The sequence below is a fragment of the Streptomyces anthophorae genome, from assembly GCF_049310305.1.
Classification (GTDB): domain Bacteria; phylum Actinomycetota; class Actinomycetes; order Streptomycetales; family Streptomycetaceae; genus Streptomyces.
In genome coordinates this window covers 7,704,328-7,723,739 of record NZ_JBLWQQ010000001.1, presented here as the reverse complement: position 1 = coordinate 7,723,739, position 19,412 = coordinate 7,704,328, and the positions used below count along the sequence as shown (strand labels likewise).

13 protein-coding genes are annotated in these 19,412 nt (G+C 70.2%); 6 read left to right on the top strand and 7 right to left on the bottom strand.

All coding sequences use genetic code 11. The annotated features are described in order from the left end of the window. Window positions 1–49: 49 nt before the first annotated feature. Entirely contained in the window at window positions 50–505 is a 456-nt protein-coding gene (locus tag ACNYS0_RS35100; protein ID WP_422479540.1) for a MarR family winged helix-turn-helix transcriptional regulator, read from the bottom strand. A 148-nt stretch (window positions 506–653) separates the two neighbouring features. On the opposite strand from ACNYS0_RS35100, the gene ACNYS0_RS35095 reads away from it, so the two are divergent. Continuing rightward, on the top strand, window positions 654–1,025 hold the full coding sequence (locus tag ACNYS0_RS35095; RefSeq protein ID WP_422479538.1) for a DoxX family protein: 372 nt from the start codon (window positions 654–656) through the stop codon (window positions 1,023–1,025). Window positions 1,026–1,051: 26 nt separating this feature from the next. Here the strand turns inward: ACNYS0_RS35095 and pulA are convergent, their stop codons facing one another. Next, a complete protein-coding gene (gene pulA / locus ACNYS0_RS35090) occupies window positions 1,052–6,367 on the bottom strand; it encodes a pullulanase-type alpha-1,6-glucosidase (RefSeq protein ID WP_422479536.1) in 5,316 nt (1,771 codons plus the stop codon). Between the two features lie 217 nt (window positions 6,368–6,584). Here pulA and ACNYS0_RS35085 point away from each other — a divergent pair, with 217 nt between their 5' ends. Then, window positions 6,585–8,018 carry an alpha-amylase gene (locus ACNYS0_RS35085; protein WP_422479534.1) on the top strand — a complete coding sequence of 478 codons (1,434 nt, stop codon included), beginning with the start codon at window positions 6,585–6,587 and terminating at the stop codon, window positions 8,016–8,018. 4 nt (window positions 8,019–8,022) lie between these two features. Here the strand turns inward: ACNYS0_RS35085 and ACNYS0_RS35080 are convergent, their stop codons facing one another. The 5 genes from ACNYS0_RS35080 to ACNYS0_RS35060 all read right to left on the bottom strand — a co-directional run bounded on the left by ACNYS0_RS35080 (window position 8,023) and on the right by ACNYS0_RS35060 (window position 13,529). After that, entirely contained in the window at window positions 8,023–8,484 is a 462-nt protein-coding gene (locus ACNYS0_RS35080; protein ID WP_422479532.1) for a hypothetical protein, read from the bottom strand. 71 nt (window positions 8,485–8,555) lie between these two features. Further along, window positions 8,556–10,217, bottom strand: a complete 1,662-nt coding sequence (locus ACNYS0_RS35075; RefSeq protein WP_422479530.1) for a glycoside hydrolase family 13 protein — start codon at window positions 10,215–10,217, stop codon at window positions 8,556–8,558. Between the two features lie 24 nt (window positions 10,218–10,241). Then, on the bottom strand, window positions 10,242–11,156 hold the full coding sequence (locus ACNYS0_RS35070) for a sugar ABC transporter permease (protein ID WP_422479528.1): 915 nt from the start codon (window positions 11,154–11,156) through the stop codon (window positions 10,242–10,244). 19 nt (window positions 11,157–11,175) lie between these two features. Then, on the bottom strand, window positions 11,176–12,168 hold the full coding sequence (locus tag ACNYS0_RS35065) for a carbohydrate ABC transporter permease (RefSeq protein ID WP_422479526.1): 993 nt from the start codon (window positions 12,166–12,168) through the stop codon (window positions 11,176–11,178). A gap of 89 nt (window positions 12,169–12,257) precedes the next feature. Beyond that, window positions 12,258–13,529 (bottom strand): extracellular solute-binding protein, encoded by a 1,272-nt coding sequence (locus ACNYS0_RS35060; protein WP_422479524.1) that lies wholly within the window; start codon window positions 13,527–13,529, stop codon window positions 12,258–12,260. Between the two features lie 274 nt (window positions 13,530–13,803). Between ACNYS0_RS35060 and ACNYS0_RS35055 the strand changes: the two genes are divergently transcribed. The 4 genes from ACNYS0_RS35055 (at window position 13,804) to ACNYS0_RS35040 (ending at window position 19,382) form a co-directional block, all read left to right on the top strand. Then, window positions 13,804–14,889: a LacI family DNA-binding transcriptional regulator gene (locus ACNYS0_RS35055; protein WP_422479522.1), complete on the top strand. Its 1,086-nt coding sequence runs from the start codon at window positions 13,804–13,806 to the stop codon at window positions 14,887–14,889. A 571-nt stretch (window positions 14,890–15,460) separates the two neighbouring features. Next, window positions 15,461–16,648: a hypothetical protein gene (locus ACNYS0_RS35050; RefSeq protein ID WP_422479520.1), complete on the top strand. Its 1,188-nt coding sequence runs from the start codon at window positions 15,461–15,463 to the stop codon at window positions 16,646–16,648. Continuing rightward, window positions 16,645–18,849, top strand: a complete 2,205-nt coding sequence (locus ACNYS0_RS35045; RefSeq protein WP_422479518.1) for a tetratricopeptide repeat protein — start codon at window positions 16,645–16,647, stop codon at window positions 18,847–18,849. Before ACNYS0_RS35050 ends, ACNYS0_RS35045 begins: the two co-directional genes overlap by 4 nt. Beyond that, window positions 18,846–19,382, top strand: a complete 537-nt coding sequence (locus tag ACNYS0_RS35040) for a flavin reductase family protein (protein ID WP_422479516.1) — start codon at window positions 18,846–18,848, stop codon at window positions 19,380–19,382. The genes ACNYS0_RS35045 and ACNYS0_RS35040 overlap by 4 nt, the downstream gene beginning before the upstream one ends. Window positions 19,383–19,412: the final 30 nt, after the last annotated feature.

Below are 19,412 nucleotides of genomic sequence, written 5' to 3'. Positions count from 1 at the left end.
TCGCCGGAACCCCGCTTCCGGGCGTTCTGGACGCGCTCGGCTATGCCACTCACGCCTGTGTCACCTCGTCGAGGAGCGCCATCGCCGTGATGACGGCGCGCAGCTGCTCCTCGCTTCCGCACTCGGCGAGCCGCCCGGCGAGCCACGCCTGCCGGGCCTTGCGCACCCCCTGGCGGCGCTCGCGCCCCGCCTCGGTGAGGGCGACCACGCGGCGGCGCCCGTCCTCGGGGTCCGCGTGGCGCTCGACGAGACCGCGCTCCTCCATGGCGATGACGTGCTTGGCCATGGACTGCGGTCGCACGTTCTCGATCGCCGCGAGGTCGCTCGCGGTGGAGGGCCCGTACTTGTCGAGCCGCGAGAGCACGGACGCCTGGGCGGGCGAGAGCTCACCCTCGGGATCCACGTCGAGCGCCATCAGTCTGCGGCGGAGCCGACTGATGATCACCCACACCTCCTCGGTGGCCCGCGCCGCGAGCTCTTCGACCGATGCACTGTCGTCGTTCATGCCTCCACGGTAGATCGACAGCCCAGACTGTGCAACCTGAGCTGCACAGTCTGGGCTGTCGAATGAAGGGACCCTCGACGCCGACGGTTACCGACGAGTAAGGTCATGCGGACTTCACCGCTCCGCCCCCCGCTCCCTGGAGGCTCACTTGCGTCGCGTCCGTTCCTCCGCTCTCCTCGCCGGACTACTGGCCGGCGCCGGGGCCGCCCACTTCCTGCTGCCGAAGCAGTTCGACGCCATCGTGCCGCGCCGGCTCCCCGGCTCCCCGCGGGCCTGGACCTACGCCAGCGGGGTCGTGGAGCTGGCGCTCGCGGCGGGCATCGCCGTACCGCGCACCCGATCCCGCTCCGCCACCGCGGCCGCCGCGTTCTTCGTCGCCGTCGTGCCCGCCAACGTGAAGATGGCCGCCGACTGGAAGGACCGCCCCGCGCCACTGCGGCGCGCCGTCCAGGCGCGGGTTCCGTTGCAGATCCCGTTGGTGCTGTGGGCGCGCAAGGTGGCGCGCGACGCGACCCGCTGAGCCGATGCGGCGCGGCGGCCCGGCACTCACCCGCGACTGAACACGGCGACCGTGCGCCCGGGGACCGTGAAGGTCCCTGAGCCCTGCGCGTACGACGCCGATTTCACCGCGTCGTCCGCGCCGCCCGCCTGCACCGGGTGCAGCCGGTAGTCCTCCCCGGCCGCGTCGCCGACCGTCTGCTTCTGCCGCTCCGGCGTCGCGTTGAACACGATCACGAGGTCGCCGAGCCGCATCGTGATGACGCCCGGTGTCTCGTCCTTGCCGGAGAGCGGGAAGGAGAGGGACTTCTGGACCTCTGCCGACGTCGACAGCCGGAAGGCCGCATCGGTCGTGCGGATCTTCAGGAGGTCCTGGTACGCGGCCGACGCCCCGTCGATCTCCGCGCAGCCCGGCACCTTGACCGAGGCCAACAGGGGCTTCGCATAAGGCCACTTGGGCTTGTTGTCGGCGGCCATCGGCAGACCGCGGCCGAAGCCGTTGCCCGCGCGGCAGTCCCAGTGGATCGCGTTGAACCAGTCGCCGCTGTCGAACGAGTTGCGGTCGAGGGACTTCGAGCGCAGCAGATCGGTGGCCGCCTGCGAGAGCGCCGGGCCCTGGGAGAGGGCGGCCGTGGCCATCGCGAGGACCTGCATGCGGGAGCGGTCGGCCGTGCTCGTCGACGCGGGCAGCTTGTACGTCAGCGTGTCGTACAGGGACTCGTTGTCGTGCGCGTCGGCGTAGGCCAGGGCGTCCCCGGGGGCGTCCGCGTAGCCGGCGGGCGCGCCGTTGTAGTCGACGTCGGAACCCTTCACCTTCTTCCCCGCCGTGTCGGTGAACTCGTACGCCGCCAGATTCCCCGAAAGACCCACCTTGATGAGGTCCTGGTAGTGCAGCAGCCGGGCCTTCTGCTCGGCCGATGTGCCGTTCGCCTTCGAGGAGTTGGGGTCGGTGTAGAGGCCGGACGCGAAGCCCTGGACGCCCGGGTCCTCGTCGAAGGGGCTGCCGCCGCGCACCGCGTCCCGTGCCCGGTCGGAGAAGGTGGCGATGCCGGTGCCCGCCATGTTCTTCTGCGTGGCCTGCTCGAAGCGGGCGTCGTCGGCGACCTCGCCGAAGTTCCAGCCCTCCCCGTAGAGGATGATCTTCTTGCCGTCGACGCCGTCCTTCTCCAGGGTCAGCGCGTCGAGGGCCTTGCGCACCGCGAGGATGTTGGCCTTCGGGTGATGTCCCATCAGGTCGAAGCGGAAGCCGTCGACCTTGTACTCGCGGGCCCAGGTCACGATCGAGTCGACGACCAGCTTGCCCATCATCGCGTTCTCGGGCGCCGTGTTGGAGCAGCAGGTGGAGTTCGCCACCGAGCCGTCGGCCATGAGCCGCTGGTAGTAGCCGGGCACCACCTGGTCCAGGACGGAGGTCTTGTCCTGGCCTGCGGCCGCCGTGTGGTTGTAGACGACGTCCATGACGACCCGCAGGCCGTCCTCGTTCAGTGACTTGACCATGTCGCGGAACTCGACGGTGCGCTTGGTGCCGTCCGGGTCGCTCGCGTACGAGCCCTCGGGGACCGTGTAGTGGTACGGGTCGTAGCCCCAGTTGTAGGCGTCCTTGCCTGCGGCCTTGCCGACGCACTCCTGCTGCTTGTCGCCGTCGGGGGCCATTTCCTTCAACTCGCAGTCGGGCGTTGCCTGTTCGGACCTCCTCTCGGGGATCGTCGCGATGTCGAAGGCCGGCAGCAGGTGCACGTAGGAGGTCCCGGACTTCGCGAGCGCGCGCAGGTGCTTCGAGCCGTCGGTGTCCTTGTCGCCGAAGGCCTTGTACGTGCCGCGGTCCTTCGCCGGTGTCGTCCCGTCCTCGACCGAGAAGTCCCGGACGTGAAGTTCCTGGATCTGCGCGTCCTTCATGGGCACGGCCTTGGGCTTGGCCAGGCCCGACCAGCCCTTCGGGGCGAGGGACCTGTCGCCGAGGTCGACGACGAGGCTGCGCTCCGAGTTCGCGGTGAGCGCCACGGAGTACGGGTCGGTGACCTTGTTGGTGACGAGTTCGTGGACGCTGGGCGCCCACACCCGCACGGCGTACCGGTACTCCTTGCCGCGCCACGCGGCGGTGGGTCCGGTCGCCGACCAGACGCCGCTCGCGTCGTCGCGACGCATGTTCACCGCCTTCCCGCCGAGTTCGAGGGACACCTCGCGGGCGGTCGGCGCCCATACCGACAGGGTGACCTTGCCGTTCTTGAACACCGGGCCGAGGGACGCGTTGCGCGCCGCGTCCGCGTAGGTGTCGTCGAGGACGCCCGCCGTCTGCACGCCGGTCGCCGCGAGCAGTGCCCCGTTCGCCGCCCGCTGCGTGGCGATCAGCTGGCCGCGCAGCGCGTCGCGCACCCGGTCCCGGTCGCGCGCGTCGACGGTGAACGCCGGATAGTCCTTGAGGTGCGGATATTTGGTCTTCTGCGCGTCGGTGAGCGTGCCAGGGTTCAGCCGCAGCCAGCGCCCCTCGTCGGTCAGCGCCCCGTCCTTCACGCCGATGCCGCCCTCCGGCGCGTACACCAGCTGCTGGCTGGTGGCGGCGGTGGCCTTCACCTTCCAGACGACGGTGTCGGCGTCGATCCACTGCGCCTCGGCCTTCCCGAGGTCGAGGTCCGCGCCCGAACCCACGGACGGGAGGAGGTAGTCGGTGTCACCGGAGTTCAGCCACACCTCCTTGCCGTACGTGGCGAAGTCGAGCGAGCGGTCCGTGGCGATGTCCTTCTCGTCGCCCTTGTGGAGGATGTAGCTCAGCGAGGTCGCGCCGTCGGCGAGCGGCACCTCGAAGGTCAGCCCGTAGGCGTCCTTGCCGGTGGGCTGCAACGGCTTCGACCAGTCGGTCGGGTTCGCGGCGCCGGTCCAGGTGTGCAGACCCCAGCCGTCGTAGTCGCCGTCGGGGCGGTGCACATGGATGACGGCCTTCTTCGCGTCCTGCGGCGGGTAGGCGCCGTCGGGCCTGGCCGTGGCCTGCTCGTCCTTGCCCTGCTCGACCCAGACCTCGCCGGTCCTCCCGAGGTCGACGGTGCGCCGCGGCCCGTCGGCCGTGCCGGACTTGTCGATCGTGTAGGTCACGGAGCTCGCGCCGTCGGGGACCTTCACCCAGGCGAAGGCACCGTAGGCGTCGCGGCCGGCGAACTCGGCGGAGGTGTCACCGGACGTGAGGCGCCAGCCGTCGTAGTCCCCGTCGGCGCGCTTGTAGTGGACGACGGCGTAGTCGCGGTCCACGGCCGTCGGCTTCTCGGGCGCGGGCGCCTGGCCCGCCGTCGTCTCGGCGAGGGCACTCGCGGTGCGTCCGGCGCGGTCCACCACAACTGCCTTGTACCGCAAAGGCGTTCCGGCCGACACCGTCTCGGGGATGTGCTGCGTGATCTTGTACGGGGTGTGGTCGACGGAGCCGAGCGTGCGCCATGTGCCGTTGCCGGTCTGCGCGGCGAAGACGACGCGGGCCGAGGCGGTGTCACCGGGGTCGGCGGAGAGGGTGACCGTGCCGGTGGCTCCGGTGGCGGGGGCCTTCAGCGACAGCGTGGGTCTCGCGGCCGGCGCGGGGAGCTTCGAATCGGCACTCAGGACGAGCGAGGACAGGGCGGGCACCGTGACCTTCACGCGGCCGCCGGACGCCGACTCGACGCCCGAACCGCCGTACAGCGTCCGGAACGTGGCCGACTCCACCGGCAGCTCGACCGTCTTCGCCTCGCTCGCGTTGTTGACGGCGACGACGTACTCGCGGCCCTCGCCGGTGCGCGAGAAGGCGTAGACCGAGTCCTTCGCGTACAGCTCCTTCTGGGCTCCGTCGGCGAGCGCCGGATTGTCCTTGCGGAGCTTCGACAGTGCGGCGATGGACGTGAACAGCGGGTGCTTGGTGTCGTACGCGGCGTCGGCGTGCGTGCGGTCGGTGCCCAGCTCGTCGTCGTCGAGGTAGTCGGCGACCTTCGAGCCGAACATCGTCTGCCGGGCGTCCTTGTCGCCGCCCGCGCCGGTGAAGCCCTGCTCGTCGCCGTAGTAGACGACGGGGTTGCCGCGCGAGAGGAACATCAGCTCGTTGGCGAGCTTGTCGCGCCGGACGAGTTCGGCGTCGGACGCCTTCGGGTTGTCGGCCTTCAGGAACGTGCCGATGCGGCCCATGTCGTGGTTGCCGAGGAAGGTGACCTGTTCGTACGCGTTCGCCTTGTCGGAGGCGTACTTGTAGTCGTCGGCGAAGACCTTGGCGAGCTTGTCGGCGCTCGCGCCCTGCGAGGCGTAGGCGCGGGCCGCGTCCTGGAAGGGGAAGTCGAGCGTCGCGTCGAGGCGGCCCCGGGTGACGTACGGGGAGGTCACGTCGGTGTCGGCCGAGTAGATCTCGCCGAACATGAAGAAGTCCTCGCGGCCGTGCGCGGCGGCGTACGTGTCGAGCGCCGTCGCCCACTGCGTCCAGAACTCCATGTTCACGTGCTTGGTGGTGTCGATGCGGAAGCCGTCGACGGCGAAGTCCCGCACCCACTTCTCGTAGATCTTCTCCATGCCGGAGACGACCTCGGGGCGTTCGGTCCACAGGTCGTCGAGGCCGGAGAAGTCGCCGTAGGTGGTGGACTCGCCCTCCCAGGTCGAGTCGCCCCGGTTGTGGTACATCGTGCGGTCGTTGAGCCAGGACGGCACCATCTCGCCCGTGTTCTTCGGCGTGTACGGGAAGGAGTCGGTGTCGACCTTCTTCATCGTCCTGGCGTCGTCGAAGGGGCGGCCCTCGGTGTCGAGGTACGGATAGGCGCCCTTGGGGCGGTAGCCGTACTTCTTCTCGGCGTAGTCGACCGTGTCGGCGGTGTGGTTGGTGATGACGTCGAAGAAGACCTTCATGCCCTTGCCGTGGGCCTTGGAGATCAGGTTCTTGAGGTCGGCGTTGGTCCCGAAGTGCGGGTCGACCTGCGTGAAGTCGGTGATCCAGTAGCCGTGGTAGCCGGCCGAGGCGTCCTTGCCCTCGCCCTGCACCGGCTTGTTCTTGAAGATCGGGGCGAGCCAGATGGCCGTCGTCCCGAGGTCCTTGATGTAGTCGAGGCGGTTCGTCAGACCCTTGAGGTCGCCGCCCTGGTAGAAGCCCTTGTCCGTCGGGTCGTAGCCGGTCGCCAGGCGTGAACCGGTCAGGCCGCCCTTGTCGTTGCCGGTGTCGCCGTTGGCGAAGCGGTCCGGGAGCACGAAGTAGTACTGCTCGCGCGTGAGGTCGTGACGGGCCGGCTCGGCCGCGAGTTTCGCGTCCGAGGGCGGCGCCGGTGGTGCGGCGGCGCGGGCCGCCGGCGGCTGGGCGAGCGTCACGAGGAGCGCGGCGGCCGCGGTGTACGCGGCGGCGCGTCTGTGCGGTACGCGAATCGGACTGCGGCTCACGTCGGGAACTCCTCGCGGGATGCGGTGTGTTGGGGCGGACCGGCCGCGCGCGTGGGGAGGTGGGGCCGGTCCGCCGCGTGACGGTAACGCCTGCCGGAACGCGCCTGCAAGAGTTGCGAAAGATGTAGCAAGAATTTTCAGCTTCCCATTGACGAGGGGCGCTCATCTGACACACGCTCACGACGCGCCACCAGAACCCCACATTCAGGAGCCGCACATGCAGCACAGCAGATCCCTCACACCCAAAGGCCCTCGTAGGCGCCGCCGCACGGCCACCGCGATGGCCGTCGGCGCCCTCACCCTCGGCGGCATGGCGTCCCTGCCCGCCCCGACGGCGACGGCCGCCGACACCGGCACACCCAACGGTGATGTCATCGCCAACCTCTGGCAGTGGAACTGGGCCTCGGTCGCCAAGGAGTGCACCGACACCCTCGACCCGGCGGGCTACGGCGCCGTCCAGGTCGCTCCGCCCCAGGAGTCCCTCAAGCAGGGCGACTACTACTGGTGGGACGTCTACCAGCCGTACTCGTACAAGCTCGACAGCCGTTTCGGCAGCGCGAGCGACTTCAAGTCCATGGTGGACACCTGCCATTCGGCCGGCATCGAGGTCTACACGGACGCGGTCATCAACCACACGTCCGCGCAGCCCGGGACCGGCTACGCGGGCACCACCATCTCCAACAAGTACGACACCCCGGACTACGACCCGGCCGACAGCGACGACTGCACGAAGACCATCTCCAACTGGTCGGACCAGCACGAGGTCCAGCACTGCGAGCTGCTCGGCATGCCAGACCTGGACACGTCGGAGTCGGGGGTCCGCGAGAAGATCGCCGGGTTCCTCAACAAGCAGATCGACCTGGGCGTCGACGGTTTCCGCGTCGACGCCGCGAAGCACATCGAGACCGGCGACCTCAAGGCGATCGTCGGCGCGCTGCACACCACCACCGCGGGCGACGCCCCGTACATCACCCAGGAGGTGTATCCGGGCGCACCACCGGCCACGGGCGACTACTACGGCAACGGTGACGTCCTCGACTTCACGTACGCGTCCGCCATGAAGTCGCAGTTCGGCGGCGGCGACATCGCCAACCTGTCCTCCTTCGGCAGCAGTTGGGGCCTCGCCGACGAGGCGAACTCCAACACCTTCGTCACCAACCACGACACCGAGCGCAACGGCGACACCCTCAGCTACAAGGACGGCGCGACCGCCACCCTCGCCAACGTCTTCCAGCTGGCGCGCGGCTACGGGCGCCCCTCGGTCTACGCGGCCTGGAAGTTCGACAAGAGCGACCAGGCGCCGCCGAACGACGGCAGCGGGATGGTCACCGGCACCGACTGCTCGGGTGCCTGGTCCTGCCTGGACCGGGACACCGCGATCACCGGAATGGTGGGCTGGCACAACGCGGCGGCCGGCAAGGCGGTGACGGACTGGCAGTCGCCCGGCTCGAACGTGATCGGCTTCGGCCGCGGCGACGTCGGCTTCGTCGCCATCAACAACTCGTCGTCGGCCAGCACGCACACGTACACGACGAGCCTGGCCGACGGCACGTACGACAACGTCGTCGGCGAGGGAACGGTGACCGTCTCCGGCGGCAAGGCGGAGCTCACGGTACCGGCGAAGGGCGCGGTGGCCTTCCACACGAAGTAGCCGCTCAGCGCGGGTCGCGGGCGCGCCGCACCGCCCACAGGACGTAGGCGGTCGCGCCCGCGACGGCGAGCGCCGCACCGTAGCCGAACACCATCGCGGCCTCGGGTGGCGCCTCGTCGACGTGGGCCGAGCCGGAGGCGGAGACCCAGATACGGAGCGCGTGCCACCGGGCCCCCGGTTCGGGCGCCTCGTCGAAGTACCCCTTCTCACCGAGACCGTGCACCTCGCCGTGCACGGTCTCGCCGTGTGGTGTCTTCCAGGTGAAACGCGGATCCGTCCAGTCGTACGTGGCGGGGTCCGCGGGCTTGTCCTCCGAGGCCGAGGCCCAGTACCCGTCGACGTACGCACGCGTCGCCACCAGCCCGTGGCGCAGCGGCAGCGCGAACGCGAGCAGCACCAACGCCCACACCGCGACCCGCACGGCCCGGCGCACCCCCGGCGCCCGGCGGCCCCTCCCCTGTGCCATCACGGCGGGAGCCTATGCCGAAGGGGCGGCACCCGGCCGGGTGCCGCCCCTTCCTGGTGCCGTGGCAGGTGTCAGGCGATCTCCCACCACACCGTCGTGTCGGCGGGCAGGTCGATGTGTCCGTCGGCCACCGTCACCGGCGCCGAGGCCAGCAGCACCGTGCCCGGCGCCGCGATGCGTACCGCCGCGCCCGTCGTGTTGACCGTGCAGGCGAAGCCGGGGCGCTCGAAGTGGAGCACGCCCTGCGGGGCGTCCCCGTGCCACTTCACACCGTCGCCGGCGCCGAGGCCCGCGGTGGTGCGGCGCAGCGCGAGCGCCGAGCGGTACATCTCAAGGGTCGAGTCCGGGTCGCCGGTCTGCGCCTCGACGCTCAGCTCGCCCCAGGTGTCGGGCTGCGGGAGCCAGCTGCCGCCGTCGCCGAAGCCGTACGAGGGTCCGGTGCGGGTCCACGGGATCGGCACCCGGCAGCCGTCGCGGAAGCCGTCCTGTCCCTCGGCGCGGAAGTACGAGGGGTCCTGGCGCACCTCGTCGGGGAGGTCGGTGACGTCGGGGAGGCCCAGCTCCTCGCCCTGGTAGAGGTAGGCCGAGCCGGGCAGGGCGAGCATCAGGAGGGTGGCGGCGCGGGCCCGGCGCAGGCCGAGTTCGCGGTCGCCGGGGGTGCGGATCTGGGTTCCGCCGGGCGGGTTGGCGTAGCGGGTGGCGTGCCGGGTGACGTCGTGGTTGGAGAGCACCCAGGTCGCCGGGGCACCGACCGGGCGCATCGCGTCGAGCGAGCTGTCGATGATGTCGCGCAGGCCCTCGGCGTCCCACGGGGCGCCCAGGTACTGGAAGTTGAAGGCCTGGTGCAGCTCGTCCGGGCGGACGTAGTTCGCGGTGCGCTCGACGGTCGGCGTCCACGCCTCCGCGACGAAGATGCGCTCGCCGTCGTACTCGTCGAGGATCGTGCGCCACGAGCGGTAGATCTCATGGACGCCGTCCTGGTCGAAGAACGGCATCACGTCGTTGCCGAGGAGCTTCAGCTGCTCGCCCCCGCCGATGTCCGGCAGGCCCTCCGCCTTGACGAGGCCGTGGGCGACGTCGACGCGGAAGCCGTCGACGCCCATGTCGAGCCAGAAGCGCAGGATGGAGCGGAACTCGTCGGCGACCGCCGGGTGCTCCCAGTTGAGGTCGGGCTGCTCGGGGGCGAAGAGGTGCAGGTACCACTCGCCGTCGGGGAGCCGGGTCCAGGCGGGTCCGCCGAAGATCGACTCCCAGTCGTTGGGCGGGAGTTCGCCGTCCGCACCCTTGCCGGGGCGGAAGTGGTAGCGGTCGCGCAGCGGCGATCCGGGGCCGTCCGCGACCGCCCGCTTGAACCACTCGTGCTGGTCGGAGGAGTGGTTGGGGACCAGGTCGACGATGATCCGCAGGTCGAGGGCGTGCGCGTCGCGGATCACCGCGTCCGCGTCGAGCAGCGTGCCGTACATGGGGTCGACGGCCCGGTAGTCGGCGACGTCGTAGCCGCCGTCGGCCTGCGGCGAGGCGTAGAACGGGGACAGCCACACCGCGTCGACGCCCAACTCGCGCAGATGCGGCAGGTGCCGGCGGATGCCTTCGAGGTCACCGGTGCCGTCGCCGTCGCTGTCCGCGAAGCTGCGCGGATAGACCTGGTAGATGACCGCGTCCCGCCACCAGTCGGTGGTCTCGCGGGTCGTGGTGGCGGCCGCCACCGGCCGGTCCGTGGAGTGCTGGCTCATGATGTCCTTGCTGCGTAGCCGGGTTCAGCCCTTGGTCCCGCCGGCGGTCAGGCCGGTGACCAGGTGCTTCTGGACAAGGTAGAAGAAGGCGGAGACCGGGACGGCGATCAACACCGCGGTGGCCGCCATGTAGTTCCACTGCGCGTCGTGTTCGCTGATGAAGCTCTGCAGACCGACCGCGAAGGTGTACTTGGAGTCGTCCAGCATGAAGGTGGTGGCGAAGGCGATCTCGCCGAAGGCGGTGATGAAGCTGTAGAAGGCGGCCACCGCGAGACCCGGCCGGGCCAGCGGCAGGATCAGCCGGATGTAGGCGCCGAACGGGCTCAGGCCGTCGACGCGTCCGGCCTCGTCGATCTCGAACGGGATCGTGTCGAAGTAGCCCTTGAGGAGCCAGGTGCAGTACGGCACGGCCGTGCCGCAGTAGATCAGGATGAGCCCGATGTAGGTGTCGACGAGGTGCAGGTCCGAAAGGATCTGGTACATCGGCACGATGAGCACCGCGATGGGGAAGGCCTGCGTGAGCAGCAGCACCCACATCAGCTTCTTGTAGCCGGGAAAGCGCATGCGGGAGACGGCGTAGCCGGTGGTGGCGGCGAAGAGGACCCCGATGAGGGCGGTGCCGCCGGCGACGATGAGCGTCGACTTCAGCCAGTTGAAGAACTGGGTGTGCTCCAGCACGAAGCCGTAGTTGGAGAGCGTCATCCTGTCGAGGATCCGGCCGGGGTGCAGATAGTCGTTCTTCTCCGAGCCCAGGGACAGGTAGATCAGCCACGCCACCGGGAACAGCGCGATCAGGCTCGCCAGGATCAGCGTGCCATGGGTGAGGGCGCGCGCCAGCGGGCCGCGTTCGCCGCGGCGGCGGGCCCCGCTGTGGTGACGGGCGGCAGCGGCGCTCTCCGGCTCCAGCTGCGCGGGGGGTTCAACGGTGGTGGTGCTCATGATGGTGGCTCCTGCGGCGTCAGAGGGCGAGCTGCTCATTGCGGGCCAGCCAGCGGCGGTAGAGGGTGGTGAAGACGGCGAGTATCGAGAGCAGCACGACGCCGTACGCGGCGGACTGCGCGTAGTCGCGCGGCTGTTGCCCGAAGCCGAGGTAGTAGGCCCAGTTGACGAGGATCTGGGTGTCCGGAGAGTTGTTGCCGAACAGCAGGAAGATGATGGCGAACTGGTTGAAGGTCCAGATGACGCCGAGCAGGATCACGGTGGAACTGACCGGCCGCAGGCCCGGCAGGGTGACGTGCCTGAAGCGCTGCCAGGCGGTCGCGCCGTCCATCTCGGCGGCCTCGTACAGCGAGGCGTCGATGGACTGGAGTCCGCCGAGCAGCGAGATCATCATGAACGGCACACCGCACCAGGTGTTCACCATGATCGCGGTCAGCCGCTGCCAGAACGGGTCCTCGAGCCAGGACGGTTCGGGCAGGTGGAGCGTGCCGAGCACCTGGTTGATGACACCACCGTCGGCGAGCATGATCCGCCAGGAGAAGACCGTCACGAAGGTGGGCACCGCCCAGGGCAGCACGAGCATCAGCCGGTAGAAGGTACGCCCGCGCAGCTTCTCGTTGAGCAGCAGGGCGAGCCCGAGCCCGATCCCGTAGTGCAGGGCGACACAGGCCACCGTCCACACGATGGTCCACACGAAGTGCGACCAGAAGCGGTCGTAGGCGGAGGGGCCCCACAGGATGTCGGCGTAGTTGTCGAGGCCGATGAACTTGTAGGTGGCCTCGATCTGGTTGACGCCGATGGTGCGGGCCGAGTTGAGGCTGTTGGCGTCGGTGAGCGTCAGATAGAAGCCGCGCACCAGGGGGTAGACGACGAGGACGCCGAGGACGACGACGACCGGAGCGATCATCGCGTACGCGTACCAGTGCTTGCGGTACGAGTCCTTGAGGCGGCGGAGCGGTCCCGGGCGCGGCTCGCGGGTCTTGCTGGCCGGTGGGTCGACGGCGAGGGTCATGCGGGGCACCTTCTGAGTTGGGCTGCGGCAGGGCTGTGCCGGCTCGCGCCCTCCCCCTCCGGGGGCGCGAGCCGGCCAGTGCTAACAGGTCACTTGGAGAAGCCGGGCAGCAGCTTGGCGAACGAGGTCTCCAGTCCGCGCACGCCCTGGTCGAGGGACTCCTTGCCGGTGGCGACCTTCGGCAGTTCCTGGTCCATCGGCGTCCACAGCGAGCTGTACTCGGGCAGTTCGGGGCGGGGCCGGGCGGCGTTCAGGACCTGCTGGTAGCCGGCGATGCCCGGGTCGGCGGTGACCTTGTCGGTGTACGCGTCCTCGCGGGTGGGCAGCGTCGAGTTCTTCAGGGCGATCTGCTCCTGCGTCTTCGCCGACGTCATCCACTTCACGAACTTCAGGGAGGCCTCCTGGTGGGCCTTGTCCGAGCCCGCGTACACGGACAGGTTGTGGCCGCCCGTCGGGGCGCCCGGCTTGCCGCCGGAGCCGGCCGGGACGGTGGCGATGCCCAGGTTCTTCTTGTCCTTGAACGCCGAACCCTTGTAGAAGTTCGTGATCTCCCACGGGCCCTGGATGGTCGAGGCGACCTTGCCGTTCACGAACGCGTCCTGGATGTGCGCGTACGCGTCCGCGGTGGCGTCGGCCTTGTGCAGGCCCTTGCCGTCGAACAGGCCCTTCCAGGCGGTGAGGCCCTTCTTGGCCTCGGCGGACCCGATGGTGATCTTCTTGCCGGCGGCGTCGACGGTGTCGGTGTTCTCGCCGAACAGGAACGGCTGGGCGTAGTAGCCGGCCGTGGAGCCCCAGAAGCCGTCGGTGCCGGTCTCGGCCTTGACCTTGGCCGCGTCCTTCTTCAGCTGGTCCCAGCTGGTGGGCGCCTCGGTGATGCCGGCCTTCTTGAAGAGGGCCTTGTTGTAGACGAAGGCGAGGGTGTCGGTGACCAGCGGGACGCCGTACGTCTTGCCCTCGAACTGGGCCTGCTTGATGAGGGACGCCTGGAACTTGTCCTTGTCGGCGAGCGCCTCGGTGCCGTCGAGCGGCAGCAGGTAGCTCTTCTTGGCGAACGCCGGCGTCCAGCCGACCTCGGCGCGCAGCACGTCGGGGGCGCCGCTCGCGCCGGCCGCCGTGTCGAACTTGTTCTGCGCCTGGTCGAAGGGCACGTTGACGTACTTGACCTTGATGTCGGGGTTGGCCTTGGTGAAGTCCTTGGCCAGCGCCCGGTAGGTGGGCGCCTCGTTGGTGCCGTTCGACGTGTCCCACCAGGTGATGGTGACCGGGCCCGCCTTGTCACCGCTGTCGTCACTTCCGCCGCAGGCCGTCGCCGCGAGTGCGAGGGACGCCACCACCGCGGTGGCCGCTATGCCACGCCGCATGAGATCTCCTAGAGGGTTGGGCCCGACTGGGCGACGTGAACGTAACAGCGCTGCAAGCCGGAGGAAAGACCTTGCTGAAAAAATTTGCAGAGACGGCCGGAGGTTACGGGTTCGTGACCTCCAAGTTCCGCCAATGCGCGGGTGGTTATCACCTGTTACATGGGCTTATGTGGCGCTGCAAGGTCCTGCAAGCTCTTGCCACAGGGCAGCGTCACAGGGATCATCGGGACTCCTGCCCCAGCTCCCCCAGCTCTTGGCCCCCACAAGGAGTGCGATGACCCAGCTGCCCGCCCAGGCCGCCCGCAAGGCGGCCCCGGCCGCGCCCGCGACCGCGCGCCTCGCCGACATCGCGGCGCAGGCGGGGGTGAGCGAGGCGACGGTGAGCAGGGTCCTCAACAGCAAGCCGGGGGTCGCGGCGGCCACCCGCCAGTCCGTCCTGGCCGCGCTCGACGTGCTCGGCTACGAGCGGCCGGTACGCCTTCGCCGGCGCAGCGAGGGGCTGGTCGGCCTGATCACGCCCGAGCTGGAGAACCCGATCTTCCCGGCGCTCGCCCAGGTCATCGGCCAGGCCCTGACGCGCCAGGGCTACACACCGGTCCTCGCGACGCAGACCCCCGGCGGTTCGACGGAGGACGAGCTGACGGAGATGCTCGTCGACCGGGGTGTCACCGGCATCATCTACGTGTCGGGGCTGCACGCCGACACCACCGCGGACATGCGGCGCTACGAGCAACTGCGGGCGCAGGGTGTGCCGTTCGTGCTCGTGGACGGGTTCTCGCCGCAGGTGCGGGCGCCGTTCATCTCGCCGGACGACCGCGCGGCCATGCAACTGGCGGTCACCCACCTCGGCTCGCTCGGCCACACGCGGATCGGTCTGGCGCTCGGGCCGAAGCGGTTCGTGCCGGTGCAGCGGAAGATCGAGGGCTTCGTGCGGGCGATGCGGGACCGGTTCGAGCTCAGTCCGGACGACGTCGAGCGCGAACTCGTCCAGCACTCCCTCTACACGCTGGAGGGCGGGCAGGCCGCGGCCTGCGACCTGATGGACCGGGGCTGCACGGCGATCGTGTGCGCCAGCGACATGATGGCGCTCGGCGCGATCCGGGCGGCCCGGCAGCGGGGCCTCGAGGTGCCGGACGACATCTCGGTGGTCGGGTTCGACGACTCCCCGCTCATCGCGTTCACGGACCCGCCGCTCACGACGATCCGCAAGCCGGTGCAGGCGATGGGCCAGGCGGCGGTCCGCACGGTGCTGGAGGAGATCGGTGGGACGCCTGCGCCGCATACGGAGTTCGTGTTCATGCCGGAGCTGGTCGTGCGGGGGTCGACGGCGTCGGGGCCCGGTGTCGTGGGCCGGCGATAGCGCACGGATTCGTTGAACGCGACGCCACCCCGCTCCGTATCCTGCTCTGAGCCCGGGGCGCACCGGGCTGCTACGGGGGCCGTGCGGGAGGTACGGATGGCACGCAGAGCGCACCGCTGATCACGGGTGGCGCGGCCGGCCGAAGGCGCCGCGCCCGTTTCGATCTCTTCTCCTTGCTCACCAAGCGAACTCTGCTTTCTTTTTCCCCGTGTCAGGAGTGCCGCTTCCCCCTGCCCGAAAACAGCGGGAAAACGGCCGGAGAGCAATCCCCAATACATTTACGGTATTTGTGTCGGACGCTCCGATTCCCCGTTGACATGCCCGAATTCGCATGCCAAAGCTTGCTCCAGCACAGCGATTCCGGAATTCGCACAACTCCTATGATCCGGAAGGGGGGAACACCATGAAGAAGATTTCTGTCCGCAAGGCAGGGCCCATCCGCCTGACCACGGCCTGCTACTACCTCTGCGGCGACGCCGCGTAATTGCGCCTCCCCGGCCGGGGTCGGACCGCCTTCGGGGTCCGGCCCCGGCCACCTGCAACTCCCGTCTCCCACAAGGGGGTGTGCCGGATGAACGGCACCGTTCGTCTGCACCGGCTCACGATGGTCGCCGAGGACGACGGCGTAATGGTCGGCCGGCCCGACACCGGTTCGTACGCGGTGTTCCCCGAGGAGGGGGCACAGGCGCTGCGGATGTTCGCCGACGGGGCGCCCGTCGGCGAGGTGGCGGACTGGTACGAGCGCACGTGCGGCGACCCGCTCGACATGGACGACTTCCTGGACACCCTCGCCGAACTCGGTTTCCTGCACATCGGCGAGCCGGATCCGGAGCAGCGACGGGTGCGCTGGCAGGGGCTCGGCAGAGCCCTGTTCTCCTGGCCGGCCTGGACCGCGTACGCCGTCCTCGTGGCGGCCACGGTGACCGTGATGGTGCGCGATCCCGGGCTGCGGCCCTCGTACCACCAGGTGTTCTTCACGCACTATCTGACGCTCGTTCCGCTGACCGTCTTCGCGCTCGCGCTGCCGTGCATCGTCGTGCACGAGGCGTTCCACGCGCTGGCCGCGCGGCGGCTCGGCCTGCCGTCCACGCTCGGGATCGGGCGCAGGCTCTACTACCTGGTCGCGGAGACCCGGCTCGATTCACTGCTCAGCGTGGAGCGCCGGAAACGCTATCTGGTTTTCTGGGCCGGCATGCTGGCAGATGTGGTCCTGCTGTGCGGGTTCACGCTGCTTTCGCTCGCGCTTGACATGAACGCCATTCCGTCGTGGATTCACAAACTCTGTCTTGCTGTCGCCTTCACTTGTGTCCTGCGCCTCATCTGGCAATTCCTGTTCTATTTGGAGACGGACATCTATTACGTGGTGTCGACCGCGACCGGATGCACGGATCTGCAGAATGCGTCGCGGTTCCGGCTGCGTTCCGGATTCCGCAGGACGCTGCGGCTCGCACCGCCCGTGCCGGACACCGAGTGGTCGCCGCGCGACCGCGCCGTGGCCCGCTGGTACGCGCCGCTGCTCTTCGCCGGATACGGGTTCTCGCTGGCCTCGCTCGCCTGGGCCGGGATCCCCACCGCCACGCACTTCTGGACGACGGTCGCGGACCGGCTCGGCGACCCGCACACCCCGTTCTGGGACCTGGTCGACGCGGCGGGCTTCCTGCTCCTGTCCGCTCTCCAGATCGGGCTGCTCGTCCACGTCACGCTGCGGGACCGGCGGGGCCGGTCCCGTCCCCACTCATCGCAAGGAGCCCTGACATGACCGCTCTGCTGTCCACACACCACTGGTGGTTCGACGCCACCGCCACCGCGCACACCACGGCCGCCGAGTCGCCGCCGCCCCCGTCCCTGGAGGTCCGCTGCCACCGCCGGTTACGCGGCCCGTTCACCGCCGCGCACTTCCTCCTGCACCAGGCGGTGCCCCAACTGGTCGCTCATGACCGCGAGTTGGTGGCATCGGCGCGGGCGACCGAGGTGGAGTCCATCGCCCCGGAGCTGATGGAGATCGTGCCGACGCCGCCGCAGACCCTCACCAATCTCGCCGACGCCAAGGAGCGCACCCGCTTCTATCCGGCGACCCGCGCCCTGCGCATCGCGCACGGGGTGACCGAACTCCTCATGGACTGGGCGCGGGTGGCCCACCCGCGCGGCCTCACCCTCGCCTTCCGGGGCCTTGACGAGGCCGACCCCACGGACCGGGACCTGGTGGCCGTGCTGCTGCGGCGCTGCGATCCCGCCACCCTGACCGTGGTCGTGGACGGCGCGGGGGCGGCCGACGACCTGCTCGGCAGGGCGCTCGCCGCGCACACCCGCCGGGTCCCCCGGCTCCCGTTCGCGGACGCGGAACCGCTGCCCGACACGGACCTCGCGCAGCGCTACATCGACAGCGACGGCACGAGCGACGACGCGCGCCTGCGCCGCGCCTACGAAGCGCTGCCCGCCGCCGAGCGGGCCCGCCGGCACACCGCGCGCGCCGAACTGCTCGCCGGCCGGGAGGAGCCGACGCTGCGGCTAGGGGCCGTCCCGTACCACCTGGAGCACGGCACGGACCCGCAGGGCGCGGGCGTAGAGGCGCTCGTCGAGGCCGTCACCGCCTGCTTCAACAAGGGGTTCTACGAGGCCGTGGTGGACCTCGCCGAACGCGGCCGGGCGCTCCTCGCCGACGCCGGACCCGACCGTACGTACTGGAACCTGACGCACAAGATCGGCGCCTGCCTGTGCTACCTGGGGCGTGGCGCGGACGCGTTCGCGTATTTCGAGGAGATGCGGCGCGGCTCCACCTCGCAGGACGCGCACATGGGGACCGCGTACCTCATGGCGATGCTCTACACCCGGTTCCTGCCGAAGGACGCGCACGACGAGGACCTCGCGCTCGCCTGGGTGAACACGGCGATCTCGATCGCGGACGTGCACCCCGATCCGCACAAGCGGGTCCTGGTGCGGGCGTTCATGCGCAACGCGCGGGCCCTGGTCGAACTGCACCGCGGCAACGCCGACGGTTCGCTCGCCCTGGTCGACGAGGCGATGGCGATCACCGACGCCGACTTCGGCCCGGACGAGCAACTCCTGCACCGCTCCGTGCTGTTGTACAACCGGGCACAGGTGCGCGGCGCGCGCGGCGACCACACCGCTTCGCTGGCCGACTACGACGAGGTGATCCGCCGCGACCCGGACTACGGCGACTACTACTTCGAGCGGGCCGCCCAGCACCGCGCGCTCGGCGCGACCCGTGAGGCGCTCGCCGACTACGCGGCGGCGATCCGGCTCACGCCGCCGTTCTACGAGGCGCACTTCAACCGGGCGGATCTGCTGCGGGAGGTGGGCGACGGCGCGGGTGCGCTGCGCGATCTGGACTACGCGCTGGCCGTCGAACCGGATCACGTCGACTCGCTGCTGCACCGCGCGGACCTGTCCCTGGAGCGCGGCGACTTCGACCGGGCCCGCGCGGACATCGACCACGGCCTGGACCTCGCTCCCGGAAACCCCCAACTGCTGGCCGCGCAAGGCGCTCTGCACTCCGAGCTGGGTGATGCGCGGGCCGCTTACGAGAGTTACTCGGCGGCGCTGAAGGCCGATCCGGGCTGCCTCGCCGCCTGGGCGAACCGGGCCGTCCTCGCCTTCGACGCGGGCCGCGCGGCCGAGGCCGTCGCCGACCTGGACGCGGCCCTCGCGCTCGACGACGACGCGGAGCTGCGGGTCAACCGGGCCGTCGCGTTGCAGTCCCTCGGTGAGCACCGGCGCGCGGTGGCCGACCTGGAGCACGCGCTGGCCTCGGCCGGCGGCCCGCCCGACCCGGAGCTGTACTACCTGCGGGGCGTCAGCCGCTTCGCCCTCGGCGACCCGCCCGGGGGGCTCACGGACTGGCGGGCCCACCTGGACGCGTACGAGCGGGACGACGCCTCGCCGCACGCCGAGGAGATCCACGCCCGCGCCGGGGCCGCGCTGCGGGAGCGGGCGGCGTGACCGCCGGGGCGACGAGTCCGCCGCACATCGAACCGGCCCGCTCCGACCTCGTGCGGTCGGCACTGCGGCGGCACGCCAAGGGGGTCGCCGTCGTCACGGTCGGCGGGGAGCGGCCCGCCGGGTTCTGCGTCACCTCGCTCGCCTCGCTCTCCCTCGATCCGCCGCTGCTGTCCTTCACGGTGGGGCTGCGGTCGGGGTCGTGGGAGGCGGTGCAAGGCGCGACGTGGGTGATGGTGCAGCTGCTCGCGGCCGGTCAGGAGGAGGTGGCGCGGGTCTTCGCGGGCCCGCGCCACGCCCGCTTCGGGCCGCGCACCTCCTGGCACCGCGATCCGCTGGGCCTGCCCGCCCTGGACGGCGTACTGGCCCGCTTCGTCATGACCCCGGTCAGCATGCGCCCGGTGGGCGACCACGCCCTGGTCATCGGGCTCGTGGTGCGGGCGGGCCGGGTCGCGGAGGCGGGGCCGCTGGTGCACCACGACGGGGCGTTCGTCGGTCTGCCGGGCCCATCCGGCGCGACGGGCGGGCGACACTGAGCCATTGGTACAGTCGGCGGCGTTCCGCCG

What these genes read in the sequence shown, in the direction of transcription:
- ACNYS0_RS35100 (WP_422479540.1), bottom strand. Translation starts at nt 505, where the DNA reads ATGAACGACGACAGTGCATCGGTCGAAGAGCTCGCGGCGCGGGCCACC.
- ACNYS0_RS35075 (WP_422479530.1), bottom strand. Translation starts at nt 10,217, where the DNA reads ATGAGCCAGCACTCCACGGACCGGCCGGTGGCGGCCGCCACCACGACC.
- ACNYS0_RS35055 (WP_422479522.1), top strand. Translation starts at nt 13,804, where the DNA reads ATGACCCAGCTGCCCGCCCAGGCCGCCCGCAAGGCGGCCCCGGCCGCG.
- ACNYS0_RS35050 (WP_422479520.1), top strand. Translation starts at nt 15,461, where the DNA reads ATGAACGGCACCGTTCGTCTGCACCGGCTCACGATGGTCGCCGAGGAC.
- ACNYS0_RS35070 (WP_422479528.1), bottom strand. Translation starts at nt 11,156, where the DNA reads ATGAGCACCACCACCGTTGAACCCCCCGCGCAGCTGGAGCCGGAGAGC.
- ACNYS0_RS35085 (WP_422479534.1), top strand. Translation starts at nt 6,585, where the DNA reads ATGCAGCACAGCAGATCCCTCACACCCAAAGGCCCTCGTAGGCGCCGC.
- ACNYS0_RS35060 (WP_422479524.1), bottom strand. Translation starts at nt 13,529, where the DNA reads ATGCGGCGTGGCATAGCGGCCACCGCGGTGGTGGCGTCCCTCGCACTC.
- ACNYS0_RS35080 (WP_422479532.1), bottom strand. Translation starts at nt 8,484, where the DNA reads ATGGCACAGGGGAGGGGCCGCCGGGCGCCGGGGGTGCGCCGGGCCGTG.
- ACNYS0_RS35065 (WP_422479526.1), bottom strand. Translation starts at nt 12,168, where the DNA reads ATGACCCTCGCCGTCGACCCACCGGCCAGCAAGACCCGCGAGCCGCGC.
- ACNYS0_RS35045 (WP_422479518.1), top strand. Translation starts at nt 16,645, where the DNA reads ATGACCGCTCTGCTGTCCACACACCACTGGTGGTTCGACGCCACCGCC.